The organism is Devosia algicola (genome assembly GCF_028816455.1).
GTDB lineage: Bacteria > Pseudomonadota > Alphaproteobacteria > Rhizobiales > Devosiaceae > Devosia > Devosia algicola.
In genome coordinates this window covers 2,391,939-2,404,701 of record NZ_CP118246.1, presented here as the reverse complement: position 1 = coordinate 2,404,701, position 12,763 = coordinate 2,391,939, and the positions used below count along the sequence as shown (strand labels likewise).

General features: G+C 56.2%; 11 protein-coding genes and 5 pseudogenes. 11 read left to right on the top strand and 5 right to left on the bottom strand.

Translation table 11 applies throughout. The features are described 5' to 3' along the window. The first annotated feature begins 46 nt into the window (after window positions 1–46). Window positions 47–843, top strand: a pseudogene (locus tag PSQ19_RS12725) (IS3 family transposase). Window positions 844–886: 43 nt separating this feature from the next. Here PSQ19_RS12725 and PSQ19_RS12720 read toward each other — a convergent pair. Continuing rightward, window positions 887–994: pseudogene (locus tag PSQ19_RS12720) on the bottom strand (transposase); the annotation flags it as partial. Between the two features lie 622 nt (window positions 995–1,616). Continuing rightward, window positions 1,617–2,377 (bottom strand): IS5 family transposase gene (locus PSQ19_RS12715; protein ID WP_282218037.1). Its coding sequence is split into 2 segments (ribosomal slippage): window positions 1,617–2,044 and window positions 2,044–2,377, totalling 762 coding nucleotides; the frame shifts between segments, so codons are not numbered across the junction. Window positions 2,378–2,807: 430 nt separating this feature from the next. On the opposite strand from PSQ19_RS12715, the gene PSQ19_RS12710 reads away from it, so the two are divergent. The 4 genes and pseudogenes from PSQ19_RS12710 to PSQ19_RS12690 all read left to right on the top strand — a co-directional run. Further along, complete coding sequence (locus PSQ19_RS12710) at window positions 2,808–3,173, top strand: type II toxin-antitoxin system RelE/ParE family toxin (RefSeq protein ID WP_282218036.1); 366 nt, start codon at window positions 2,808–2,810, stop codon at window positions 3,171–3,173. Next, entirely contained in the window at window positions 3,170–3,469 is a 300-nt protein-coding gene (locus tag PSQ19_RS12705; RefSeq protein WP_282218035.1) for a helix-turn-helix domain-containing protein, read from the top strand. The genes PSQ19_RS12710 and PSQ19_RS12705 overlap by 4 nt, the downstream gene beginning before the upstream one ends. A 27-nt stretch (window positions 3,470–3,496) precedes the next feature. Next, complete coding sequence (locus PSQ19_RS12700) at window positions 3,497–3,994, top strand: hypothetical protein (RefSeq protein WP_282218034.1); 498 nt, start codon at window positions 3,497–3,499, stop codon at window positions 3,992–3,994. Between the two features lie 654 nt (window positions 3,995–4,648). Continuing rightward, a pseudogene (locus tag PSQ19_RS12690) lies at window positions 4,649–5,132 on the top strand (IS3 family transposase); the annotation flags it as partial. A 173-nt stretch (window positions 5,133–5,305) separates the two neighbouring features. On the opposite strand, the pseudogene PSQ19_RS12685 reads toward PSQ19_RS12690, so the two are convergent. Next, window positions 5,306–5,561: pseudogene (locus PSQ19_RS12685) on the bottom strand (transposase); the annotation flags it as partial. Window positions 5,562–6,396: 835 nt separating this feature from the next. Here PSQ19_RS12685 and PSQ19_RS19860 point away from each other — a divergent pair. The 6 genes and pseudogenes from PSQ19_RS19860 (at window position 6,397) to PSQ19_RS12660 (ending at window position 11,220) form a co-directional block, all read left to right on the top strand. Further along, window positions 6,397–7,086: an ABC transporter transmembrane domain-containing protein gene (locus tag PSQ19_RS19860; RefSeq protein ID WP_407648990.1), complete on the top strand. Its 690-nt coding sequence runs from the start codon at window positions 6,397–6,399 to the stop codon at window positions 7,084–7,086. Then, window positions 7,028–7,732 carry an ATP-binding cassette domain-containing protein gene (locus PSQ19_RS12680; protein ID WP_282218032.1) on the top strand — a complete coding sequence of 235 codons (705 nt, stop codon included), beginning with the start codon at window positions 7,028–7,030 and terminating at the stop codon, window positions 7,730–7,732. The genes PSQ19_RS19860 and PSQ19_RS12680 overlap by 59 nt, the downstream gene beginning before the upstream one ends. A gap of 46 nt (window positions 7,733–7,778) precedes the next feature. Further along, window positions 7,779–8,168, top strand: coding sequence for an ATP-binding cassette domain-containing protein (locus PSQ19_RS12675; protein WP_282218031.1), 390 nt, complete (start codon window positions 7,779–7,781; stop codon window positions 8,166–8,168). A gap of 670 nt (window positions 8,169–8,838) precedes the next feature. Then, complete coding sequence (locus tag PSQ19_RS12670; RefSeq protein ID WP_282218030.1) at window positions 8,839–9,321, top strand: IS5 family transposase; 483 nt, start codon at window positions 8,839–8,841, stop codon at window positions 9,319–9,321. A 229-nt stretch (window positions 9,322–9,550) separates the two neighbouring features. Beyond that, window positions 9,551–10,357 (top strand): annotated as a pseudogene (locus PSQ19_RS12665) (TrbI/VirB10 family protein); the annotation flags it as partial. A 122-nt stretch (window positions 10,358–10,479) separates the two neighbouring features. Beyond that, entirely contained in the window at window positions 10,480–11,220 is a 741-nt protein-coding gene (locus tag PSQ19_RS12660; RefSeq protein ID WP_282218029.1) for a type I phosphoribosyltransferase, read from the top strand. Between the two features lie 171 nt (window positions 11,221–11,391). On the opposite strand, the gene PSQ19_RS12655 is transcribed toward PSQ19_RS12660, so the two are convergent. Then, window positions 11,392–11,646: a hypothetical protein gene (locus PSQ19_RS12655; RefSeq protein ID WP_282218028.1), complete on the bottom strand. Its 255-nt coding sequence runs from the start codon at window positions 11,644–11,646 to the stop codon at window positions 11,392–11,394. A gap of 192 nt (window positions 11,647–11,838) precedes the next feature. Then, a complete protein-coding gene (locus PSQ19_RS12650; protein ID WP_407648989.1) occupies window positions 11,839–12,720 on the bottom strand; it encodes a bifunctional allantoicase/(S)-ureidoglycine aminohydrolase in 882 nt (293 codons plus the stop codon). Window positions 12,721–12,763: the final 43 nt, after the last annotated feature.

The window sequence follows — 12,763 nt, the reverse complement described above, 5'->3', positions numbered from 1 at the left end:
CGCCCCGAGTTTGTCGGAGACATCAACTTAAGTAAGGATGATGGTTATGACGAAAAGCAAAATGGCAAATCGCTACTCGCCCGAGGTCCGCGCACGAGCGGTCAGGATGGTGTTTGAGCATCAAGGCTCATACGAAACGCAGGCGGGCGCGATTGCGGCCATTGCACCGAAGATCGGCTGTATTCCCCAGACCCTGCGCGAATGGGTCAAGCAGGCCGAGAAAGACAGCGGTATGCGCGACGGTGTCACGACCGAGGAACGGGATCGGATCAAGGCCCTGGAACGTGAGGTCCGCGAGTTGCGCCAGGCGAATGAGATCCTGCGCAAGGCGTCAGCTTATTTTGCGCAGGCGGAACTCGACCGCCCACTGAAGCGATGATCTATGTGGCCTTTGTCATCGACACATTCGCTGATCGCATCGTCGGATGGCGGGTCTCACGATCGGCCAAAACTGACTTTGTTCTCGATGCTCTCGAGCAGGCCCTGCATGATCGACGGCCGGTCCAAAAGAGCGGATTGGTTCACCACTCGGATCGCGGCGGGCAATATTTGTCCATTCGATACACCGAGCGTTTGGCCGAAGCAGGCATCGAACCATCGGTCGGCAGCGTCGGGGACTCGTATGATAACGCCCTCGCTGAGACGATTAACGGTCTCTACAAAACCGAGCTGGTCCACCGCCAGGGTCCATGGCGCAACATGCAAGATCTGGAAATGGCCACCCTCGGATGGGTCGATTGGTTCAACCACAGACGCCTGCTTGGCCCCATCGGAAACATCCCGCCAGCAGAGGCTGAAGAGAACTTCTATGCACAGCGCGACGTGCTCGATATGGTCGCGTGAAATGAAGCTAAAGGTCTCCGGTGAAACCGGGACGATTCAAATCGGCCGACACGCCCAAGCGCGCCGCCGCATCCGGAACGCGATCGCCCCGCTCAACCACCGGCCTGACGGCTTCTTCCTTAAATTCTGGGGTAAATCTCTGTGTGCTCACAAGCTGCCTCCTATGCTCAAAGGATAGGCGGGACCTGTCTACCGGGCTAGGGGCAGTCCACATCGCATTGATGTGAGGTGACTTGCCTAGCGTTACGGCGCATGTCGATGAAAACCACAGAATGCGCGGATGTCACTTGCTGCGGCGAGCGCCGTCAGAAAGGCCATTAAGGGCCCCGTCGATAGCCGACGTTATACTATCCGTAATATCCAATTGACTTGGATTTTGATCAATATCGTAATAATATGGATTAGACATAAAATATTCTCTGTTTTTTCTACAAAGTTTTTGAAATGTTCAACGCGACCGTAGCCAATACAGCAAATACGAAGAAAGATAACCACGGAAGCAGTATTTTTCGTTCTGCCAGTACGAGTCTTTTCGGGCAATCGGGATGCCATGAAATTACCCGTATATGCAGAGATGACCAAACTATAGTTCCGTATCTCTTGTATCTGTCATTTTTTCTTACAAATTTATTATGTCTAACATATTGAACAAATGAAATAACGAAAAATGACATATATAAAACACCAAATAGTCCCAAGCAGATAAATTACATCGCATCACAGGTTCTCTTAAATACGAGTGAAAATGCGTTATATTTCTCTAGGCTCAGGACTCATTGATTGAGCCAGAAGATGACGGTTTCAGCGATGCAGATGGCGGACATGAAGGTATGTGCGCATCGGTCGTAGCGGGTGTGGATTCGTCGCCAGTCCTTGAGTTTGCCGAACATGTTCTCGACCTTGTGGCGCTGGCGGTAGAGCCCTGCGTCGTGAGCGATCGGGACCTTGCGGTTGATCTTTGACGGGATGCAGGCGGCAATGCCGCGCTCGGCCAAGGCGGCTCGGAACCAGTCGGCATCGTAGCCCCTGTCTGCCAGCAGCGTCTTGGCCTTGGGTAAGGCGTCGATCATCAGCGCTGCGCCCTTGTAGTCGCTCATCTGCCCTTCGCTGAGCAGCATGACCAGTGGTCGGCCCTTGCCATCGCAGACTGCGTGCAGCTTGGAATTCAGGCCACCCTTGGTGCGTCCGATACGTCTGGGAACAGCCCCTTTTTAAGCAGGCTGGCCGCCGTGCGGTGCGCTTTGAGATGGGTAGCGTCGATCATCAGTTGCTCCGGCTTGCCGCCCTTGGCCGCCAATGCCGCGAATATCTTGTTGAACACGCCCATCCGGCTCCAGCGAATGAACCGGTTGTAGATCGTCTTCGGCGGACCGTAAGCCGCAGGCGCATCACGCCACCGCAGACCGTTGCGGATCACAAAGATGATGCCGCTGATGATCCGTCGGTCATCAACCCGCGGCACTCCGTGCGACAACGGAAAATATGGCTCGATCCGGCGCATCTGCGCCTCCGATAACCAGATCAGGTCACTCACGGCAACGCCTCCTCGCGCTGCCAATGAATCAACTCATCGCCCGCTCTGCAAGTAATTTAATAGGTCCTGAGCCTAATTCAACTCCAAATAAAATTAGATTATGGATATGTGATTCCTCCGTAGCGTGCAACGTAGTGGTCAAATCTTTCGCGTAAACATAGTGAAGACCTGTCCGTCGTCAGATGATTTGGCACAGCTTGGATCGTCGATTGGTGGAGTGTCTGGCTCGACCTTGGATTGATGTTAAGCGGCGAGCCTTGCGGTGTTGCAATTTGTGCTGCATCGGATCTATCAAGCTATTTTCGATATCGGCCGCATAAATCCAGAATCGTTGAAATTTGATCCGTACACCAATTCCTGGCTCATGCGCCTGGCGCAAAAGCTAAATTAGGAACCTTGACAAAGGTACGGGCGTTCCGTACAAATAGGTATGCAAACCGTAGTCGAAACACCGTCCTACCTAGCCGCGGCCAAAGATGTCGGCATGACCGATGCCGTGCGTCAGGCCGTGGTCGACGCTCTTGCCCGGGAACCGGACGAGGGCATCGTGATGAAGGGAACGGGCGGCTTTCGCAAGGCCCGGATTGCAGCCGAAGGCAAGGGCAAGAGCGGAAGCTATCGGGTCGTTTGGTTTTTCAGCGGCCCCAGCAACCCGGTCTTTCTGATCACGGTGTTCGCCAAGAACGACGCGGACAACCTGACACAGGCCGAACGCAATGCCCTGGCGAAAATGGCAAAAACCCTTGTCGACACCTATGCAGCAAAGGCGAAGGCCAAGAAAGGACAGAAACGATGACTAAGAGCGCATTTGACAAGATCGCGGCCGGCATGGGCGATGCCCTGGCCTATGCAGCGGGTGAGGCCGATGCTGCACAGTTCAACGTGTACATCCCGGCCCAGGTCGACGTGAAGAAGATCCGCGGGCGCCTCAAGATGACCCAGCCGGTGTTCGCCAAGAAATTCGGCTTTTCGCTGGGCCGTGTCCGCGATTGGGAGCAGGGCCGGTTCCCGGTCGATGCCCCATCCCGTGTGCTGCTGACCATTATCGAGAAAGAGCCCGAAGCCGTAGTCAGGGCTTTGTCGGCGGCATGAGGGCCGCCCTGGTTGCAGCTGCCATAGTTGCTGTCATGGCCCGGGCCCGCTGCCGCCTATTTCCAAACCGGCAATTCATTGCGGGGCGATTGCCTCGATCAACCCACCGGGCCGACCGGCGGGCGCATCGCCTGTGTTTCGGCGTTCAAATTTGGCTCTGACGCAGTTTTGGTGATGATGGGCATTAGCTGGCGCCGATCCATCGGGCCTGTAATTCTGGCCCACGGTCTGGCCATTCGACCACATAAAGATGATGGCAGCGCAGACGGTCTGGATGTCACGACCGACGCCATTGGCGAACGATGCCACGAGGCTAGTGCGACCTCACTCGATCCAAGGATTGAGATCGGGCTCGGTCCAGCACCGTATCATGACGTGGAAGGCTCCGGTGATCTCTCGCGCTTCGATCAGCACGGGATAGCGGCCACTCTAACGGTCTCGGCCTTTGAAAGCGTTGTCGGACTGCGTTTAATTGCGCGACTCCGTGCATCTACGATTAAACGGTTGCGACTGCACCAAATTTGATATTCTGTAGTTAAATTGAGAATTCGGCTTGAAGGCTCTGTATGAGAATTTTGCGTCGTAACGGTTGTCCAGTTTGCGCGCCAGATGACCGACATTAGCCCTGATGAAGTTGATGATCTTGAGTGGGAAGAAGCCTGTCGGCGTGCCGATGCGATCCGCGAGTTTTTGCGCCGCGAAAAAGGGGCACAGCGGGAATGTCGGTGAACTCAGCGCTGAGACTCGGCGTAAGCCGCGCAACCACCTATCGGCTAGTCAGGCTGTTCCGATCGGGAGGAACCGCAACATCCCTTCTGCAACGCAAGCGTGGCCCACCAACGGGGCATCGGGCCCTTGATGCTGAGCGGGACAGCATCATCCATGCACAATGAAAAATGGATTGGCTTGAAGAGTTTAAAAGCGAGTCGTTGATGGGCTCTGATGGTGTCTTGATGCAGGACGAACAGGCTCCATTCTGCCTACAGCGCAACACCAAATGAGTTCTACACTACTGGCTGCACGCCAACTAACGACTGTAACCCAACAAATGGTTGCGCGACCTCAAACTGTACGGGTGATTGCACTTCCGACTGCGCAACGGAAACCATGAGCTGTGACGTTGACCCCCTGCACCTAATCCAGCTTGAAGATGGCTCTCGCCCACCAGAAGGACCAGAGATGAGGCGAACCAGATTCACCGAAGAGCAGATCATCGGGATATTGAAGGAGCAGGAGGCTGGCGTCCTCGTAGCCGACCTGTGCCGACAGCATGCTCGATAATGCCGTTTTGAAATATCTTCTTGGAAAAAAACGGTAGCGCCCGCCGCCGAGCGGGATGCTGTCGCCCATCTCCAGACTGCCTATGGGATGAGCGAGCGGCGGGCGTGCCGCGTGTTGGGATGTTGCCGGATGACGATGCGCTATCAAGCGCTTCGAACCGATGACATGGTGCTGCGCGAGCGGATGAAGGCCATTGCCCATGAGCGGCGACGGTTCGGCTATCGGCACCTGCATGTCTTACTGCGGCGCGAAGGGTATCAGGTCAATCACAAGCGGCTGTTCCGGATGCTACCGCGAGGAGAAGCTGATGGTGCGCCGCCGTGGTAGCCGCAAGCGCGCCGTGGGAACCAGGGCGCCGATGTTGATTCCCTTGGTGCCCAACCCGGCGCAAAAAAGCGGGCCTATAAGCCCGAAGCAAGTTATTCGGGAACGAAGCGTGTGGATCTCATCATGGCCTGGCCGCAACAGCGGTCCACTCGCGAGAGGGCGGATACATTTACGCAGACTGAGCCGTCACCGTCGAACGACCTTGACGGACAGGGCGGGTCATTACATTTTTTGGAGAACATCCTGCAACATGGCTTTATCCAGCGTCAGGGCGGCGACGATCTTCTTCACCCGATTGTTCTCATCTTCCAGCTGCCGAAGCCGCTTCACTTCCGATGGCATCAAGCTGGTATAGCGCTTCCGCCAGTTGCAAAATGTCGCCTCCGACATCCCGGCCTTGCGACACACCTCGCCGACCGTCGTACCCTCTTCTGCCTGCTTCAGAACAAAGGCGATCTGCCTCCGTGAACTTCGATGCCTTCATGGAACTCTCCATATCCCGGTCGAGGGATCATAATTGGACAATCCCAGGCTCAAAACGGTCCAAATCCCCGGGGAGCACGTCACGGCAGTCAAACCCTATGCACAAAATACTTGAAACCGCGGGCGAGTCTAGGATCAGATATTGTGTTCCCTATGACGACGCGAGGAGAAAGTCGTTAAATATTTGCGTCGCCATGTGAACAAGATGACGGATGGAAATGGATATCTGTGCCAAGCAACGACTACTACTCGCAGAAATTTGAAGCCGCACTTAAACTCGCAACTGAGGACATTGTCATCATAATTGTTGGGGGCATTCTACCGCGACTGGCCTCTGGCGGTTACCCAATGCATCCAGCGCTTTGAAAACGACAGCCGAATTGGCGTATGGGGAGCGACGGACCCCACCAGTCTGTGGGAGCGGCCAAGTGCCTACATCGAATCCCTAGGCAATGGTCTTGATGTCGTTGCGCAAACGGATTGCGGCATGTCTTCGAGGGGCGGACTACACAATGAACAGATACGGCTGGGGAATAGGCCGGCTTGCCATTTGCTATGCTTATGCGACAGGGCGCATCGACGTGCGTGACCGGAACGTCACTGTCGATCATCCAGCCGGTACTGGCTACAACGAAAAGGAGGCACTTCAACACATGCTCGCGTTCATGGCGCAGATGAGTCAGATGAAACGAATACAGTATAAAGTGCTGACCAAATGCGTCCTACCAATAATGCCGTGGGGGGCGACCCGGAGCGACCGCCTGACAGTATCGGCGTTATGTCGTCTTTCCCTGTGATAATGGACGTTTGTTTCGATAGATGAGGAGGTTCACAAGGTGATAAGACGAGTACTCGCTCTTGATCTAGATCTACAGTGGCATCGAATTCTTCCGGTGTTCGCGCTAACGGCGTTAGCGGCGTCACTGCCAGTATGCATGCCGCTAATTCTTGGATGGGTGATTGATAGCGCACTCCGCGGATCGACGCTTTCTTCACTTATTCCGCTATTGTCCCTATATGTTGCTGTAGCAATTCTTGCTGCATCGTGCGAAGTTATTGCCAATTCGCAAGGCACAAAGGTTGGCTATACAATTTCTTGGCAGCTGGCGCAGCGGACCTATTCGCATCTTATGCGAATGCCAATGCTGACTTATTCGACAATTAACCCGGGTGTTGTGCACAGTCGACTTACAAACGACATGCGGTTGATAGATCCGCTGTTCACGACGGTACCGCTTGCAACCATTCATGGCTGGGTTGGGTTGGCGGCAGTCGGTGTCGCTCTCGCCATGATCAACGGTTGGTTTCTTACCGCCTTCGTTCTAATTCCGGTTGCACTGCTTGCGGTCCGTTTCTCGGAGGGAAAGATCAACGAAACCATTGGCGCTTCGTACGAAGTGAGGCTCCGCAGTGTCGTCTCAGATAGAGGGCACTACAACGGCCGATGCTGTGAGTGTGATACGCCAGATGTCGACAACAATGGAGGAAGAGCGTCGGTTCGGCATCGTCGCAACTCAGTCCGCTAAACTCGCGGCGGAGATGGACAACTGGCGTGCTGTGATCGGTGTTGTATATCGACTGTGCTTTGATTTGATAGGGGCCATATTCCTCGGTCTCGGAGTTTACTTAGCGTCCATTGGGCAGGCCTCAATTGGAGGGGTTGTGTCGGCGTTGCTCTTTGTTGGCATGGTCAGGCAGCCGTTGGGGGAGGTGGTTGGGCAGCGCTACCCCTTGATACGTGCCGGCATGGGTCTTGATCGCATCGAGGCCATACTTCAGTCACCGAACACCGGATTGACGACAGTGGTGGCGCCTGCTGTCAAATCTTCTCCCGCAGATCCGGAAGTCGTTCTCGCATTCGATCGCGTCACATATTCGTACCCGTCACGCAAGGTGGTTGGGGTAAGGACATTGTCGGAAGTGTCTGGCACCAGTACGGGAACGAGCGGATTTTTGGCAGGTATTAACCTGACTCGTCTTGACCAACAAGACGGTGCTGCTGAAGAAAAACTCATATCAGCGAACGTATTGGTTAACGTGTCCTTCTCTGTGCGTCAAGGGGAGGCGGTCGCTATTGCGGGGCAGTCCGGTGCTGGGAAATCAACCGGTATTAGCCTAGCTTGCGGCTCCGTCCGTCCGACTAGCGGCCGCATTAAGGCTCTGCGGGCATGATACAGGCGAGTTAACAGAGGAGGAGCTTTGGAGCTATGTGTCACTTGTGAGCCAGGACATCTACTTGCAGGACGCTACGCTCCGCGACAATCTCGCCTACGGGCTCGATGGCGTTTCGGATGATGAAATGCGCGACGCGCTAAGTAAGGCAGGCCTAGACGCTCTGGTTCGTCAGCTTCCAGAAGGGTTGGCAACCATGGTCGGTCAGCGGGGGAAACGATTTTCTGGAGGAGAAAGACAGCGTATTGCCATCGCCCGTGCTGTGCTGCGCGATCGCCCTTTGCTTATACTCGATGAGGCAACGTCCCATCTCGACGCACACCTTGAAAAAGGGATCCTCAACGCAATCGAGCGCATCGCGGTCGGCAAAGCGCTGCTGATAGTAGGCTCACCGAAAGTCGGCAATCGAGCGGGCGAACCGCGTAATAATGCTTGACGGTGGTTCAATTGCTGAAGAAGGCACGCATGCTGAACTTCTTCGGGCTGATGGCGCATATGCTAAAATGCATTTGGCGCCCTGACAGCAGTTCACGAGTCAGGGCGCTGATCATATATCCGCACCGACCACCCGCCTTCCGCCAAAAAGACAGCGGGGCTGCCATTTCTCATGGCAGCATCCGCGAGCACCCCCACATGAGGCGCGAGATACTTTGCCCAAAGCCGTCCGGGGTAATTCCGGTACAACTATAAGCACGACATCACGTGCCAGTTCTAATAGGTATGGCATTTCTGCTAGATCCTGTTGACAAAGGTGGATTCCCAAATCGGCTTTTCCGTGATTCAAGACCGCTTTTTAGGAGGCGCTTTTGGCACGTGGGGATTTGTCGGACGCAGAGTGGCAGGCTCATTGGCGAGCTTTTGCCGGCTGAGGGAGGACGCAAGTCCCGACCAGCACAAGATAATCGCCGGTATCTGAATGGGATGCTGCATGTCCTCCGGGTAGGTTGCCCCTGACGCGACATGCATGAGCGCTACGGCAAGTGGAACTCGGTCTATGTCCGGTTTCGCCGCTGTGCCGAGCAAGGGGTCTGGGACGCCCTGCTTGAGACCCTGGTCGAACTCGGGCTCACCGACGGCTGGCAGCACATGATCGACAGCACCACAGTGTGCGGCCACAGTCAGGCAGCGGGCGCAAAAGGGGGACTCATAAGGAGGCTTTTGGTCGATCACGCGGCGGCTTTACGTGCAAAATCCACGCGCGCACCGACGGTCAGGGACGCCCTCTTGGCTTTGTCCTCACGGGCGGAGAAGCGTCAGATTATGCAGCCGTCCCTGCCTTGATGGCCATGCCGGTGGGCAAGCTGCGGCTGCTGTTGGCTGACAAAGGCTACGACGGCGACGTCGTCCGCCAGTATCTGCTGCTGAGCGGCGTTATTCCGGTGATCCCACCCAAAGCCAACCGCAAGAACCCGCCGCCATGCGACTTCCGGGCCTACAAGGACCGCAACCGCATCAAGCGCATGTTCAACAGGCTCAAGCAGTTCCGCCGCATCGCAACGTGCTTCGACAAGACCGCAAAATCCTTCGCCGCCTTCCTGGCCTTAGCCGCAGCAAGGATATGGATGCCATACTTTGTCAACGGGACCTAGTTGCTGAAGGCTCCCGAGCGACTCTATTACGAAGCCGATTGTCGCTTGATCACTTCGGAATATTCGTAGGAATATCGCCACTCCGGTATCGGGTAAGCTTTTGCAGAGCTTTTCTTCAAAGTCCGATACATGCCGTTTGACGAAATCGACTTCGACGAGCTCACATGCCCGACGCTGGCTCACCGCGAAGGTCTCGCAGAGGTAAGCCACGGCTTCTCGCCTGACGGCGGGCGTTGCAGGTCTTGACCTCGGTGCCCAGCCGGCAACCCAGGACCGGCATACGGCTTTCCTGAATGGCCCGGTGGACCGGCAGACGGTCGTCCTGGATGGCATCATGGCGCCTGTATCGCCTTACATCCTACGGGCCGGAGCCATGATTCCAGCAGCGATGATTACCGGCATCTGTTCCGATCTGCCTAGCCAGATCACCGCGCAGGTCACGGAGAATGTCTATGACAGCCCGACCGGCGCGCTGCTGTTGATACCGCAGGGAACGCGCATCATCGGCCAGTATGACGCCGGTGTTCAGTTTGGGCAGCGCCGCGTGCTACTGGTCTGGAACCGCCTGATCCTGCCCGATGGCCGCTCCATGGTGCTGGAGCGCCAGCCCGGTGCGGACGCTTCCGGCTATGCCGGTCTGGAGGACGGCGTCGATTACCACTGGTGGGATATGATGAAGGCGGCGGGCCTGTCCACTCTGCTCGGCATCGGTACGGAACTGGCGACCGACGAAGAAGACCGCTTGATCCGCGCCATCCGGGACGGAGCGCAGGACACTATCAATCAGGCCGGGCAACAGATCGTCCAGCGCCAGTTGCAGGTCGCGCCGACACTGACCGTCGTTGAGGACAAACCCGTCAAAGTGGCGGTGGAACTGCCGGGCGCGCTCCACCGTGATCTTATCGCCTATGCCGAGGTGCTGGCCCGCGAAAGCGACCGGCTCGTCGCCGACCCCGTCCGGCTCATCGTGCCGATGTTGGAACGCTTCATTGCCACGGATCGCGGCTTTACGAAGGCGCGCCGTCTGGGGAGTTAGTTCGCTTCGCCGCCGCGGAAAGCAGCATTTCCGGGTGCTTCTCGGAGCGATGTCATATACACGAATACTTCACATACGGCAGATGCGCTGTCCTGGTTACATGAATGGGGGGCTGAGGGTTTTTGGGGATAAACGTTTACGCCAACAAGACTGTAATCATCGATCACTCCCATCAAGAACTCGTGGACACCTCGATCGAAGGAAATCCGACAGAGGCGGCAATTGAGGGACTACGGCTTCAATACGTCTTCCGCCGGAAAACCACGAAGGGACATGATCGTGATGGCAATCCGCTGGTTTACGCTCTCAAAGAGATGAACGGCTACCGTATGCAGCCAATGTACCACCAGATGCTTTACAAGCGCGCTGATGAGATCCTGGCAGCATTCGTCGGCGATCTGGAGGTCGATGCTCTCGTGGACGTTCCGTCGAGTAAGCCTCTATGTCGTTTGTTTGCAACGCGCGTGGCGGAGGTGTCGGGGTTGCCACTCGTAGAATCGAGTTTTCTGCGCAAGCGGACGGTCGGTGAGGTGCTGGACGCGATTGACGCCGTTTTTCCGCAGTTCGCGAAAGGTCGTGATGCAAGAGCTTTCAAGGCCAAGCTCGGCCAACTGAGAAGGGCAAAGCGCGACACGGATTTCCAGATGAAGGAAGTCGCAAAACCGATGTGGCGCTTCTTTCAACCGTTTACCGTGAGCGGAGAAGTGCCAGCCTTGGAAGGGCAGAGGATTGCGCTGAACGACGACCTTGTGTCGTCGGGAACATCGATTATCTCTGTGGCGGAATGTCTGCGAGCGCAGGGCGTGATCGTCGAGCGAGGGGTATGCCTGTTGAGCGACCTGAACGCGGTTCGAGCGTCATGATGATTGACATTTGAGGCTTGTTACGCTATCTATCCACCTATCAAGACAGACCGTGCCTATGCCTCACGGTCTCAAAACATCAAGCACGGCAACGTGCAGGTCCGAGTGGCGCCCGAGGTGGCCATCCTGTAAGGGGAAAAAGCCTCACGATCAGGCATCGGCTGGTCAGGTTCAGGAAGCCGTCACGCTGCGAAGCGTGGCGGCTTTTCCTTTTGGATCGATGAACTTGCGGCATCCTTGCGGCTCTTTTAGGTGCTGCATCGCTCGCGCGATGCACCCCGCCATTGCCATCCCACCAAGACTAAACAGCAACTTGGAGCGAGTGTCGGTATCGGTAGTTGCGTGCTCCCGCAACCAAAAAAGCCCAGTGAACTCAACGAGTTCGCTGGGCTTTTCCTTTTTTGGATAGTCGCGTTTGTCTCGCATATTGTCGCCAGATCATCGCGCTGCGCGAGACCAAATATATCTGCTGGACGTTTCGTTTTCGAGTTTGGTGGGATACAGGGTTGACTGAACATGGGTGATGTAGTCGCGCCCTATATGTGACCAATTTTGATCAAGGCACCGAGACAATGGCTACCATGATCGTCTGCCATCAACGCCTGTGCACGCGCCGACCTAGCCAGCGTGGGGCTGGGGCCCCAGATCAGGGTGACGATTGACGTTTTTATAGAGCAGATAGCGGAAGGGACCGGGGCCGCCCGCGTAGCAAGCCTGCGGACAAAAAGCGCGTAGCCACATGAAGTCGCCTGCTTCCACCTCTACCCAATTCTGATTGAGGCGGTAGACGGCCTTGCCCTCGAGCACGAACAAACCATGTTCCATCACATGGGTTTCGGCAAATGGGATCACGGCGCCCGGTTGCAGGGTTACGATGTTGACATGCATGTCGTGCCGCAGGTCGACGGGGTCTACGAAGCGCGTGGTTGCCCATTTTCCATCGGTGTCGGGCATTGGCACCGGATCGATATCCTGCTCACGGGCAATGAATGGATTGGGTGCTGCGATGTCTTGGACTGGTTCGTAACGCTTGCGTATCCAATGGAAGGTCGCGGTGTTCGCCGTTTTGTTCTGGAGATGCCACGCCAGCCCGGCAGGCAAATAGGCGTAGCCGCCAGCGGCGAGCGTGTGCCGCTCGTTGTCGTAGGTCAGGTCGACTTCTCCATCGACGACAAACAGCACCGCTTCAGCCGATGCGTCGGGCTCGGGTAGAGTACTGCCACCCTCAGGCGCTACCTCGACAATATATTGGCTGAAGGTCTCGGCAAAGCCCGAGAGCGGTCGGGCGATAATCCAGCATCGCGTGTTCGTCCAGTGCGGCAATTGGCTGGTGACGATGTCGCACAACACGCCGCGGGGGATAACCGCGTAGGCGTTGGTGAATTCCGCTCGCCCGGTCAGTAGCTGGTTCTGAGGTGGCAACCCACCGAACGCTTTATAGTAATTTGTCACGTTTGGTTCTCCCGACCGCAGATATGCCGCCTTGCCGCCAGCGCGCATCTTGGCGCCGTCAATGGCCTCGTCCTAATGACTGCTACACCAA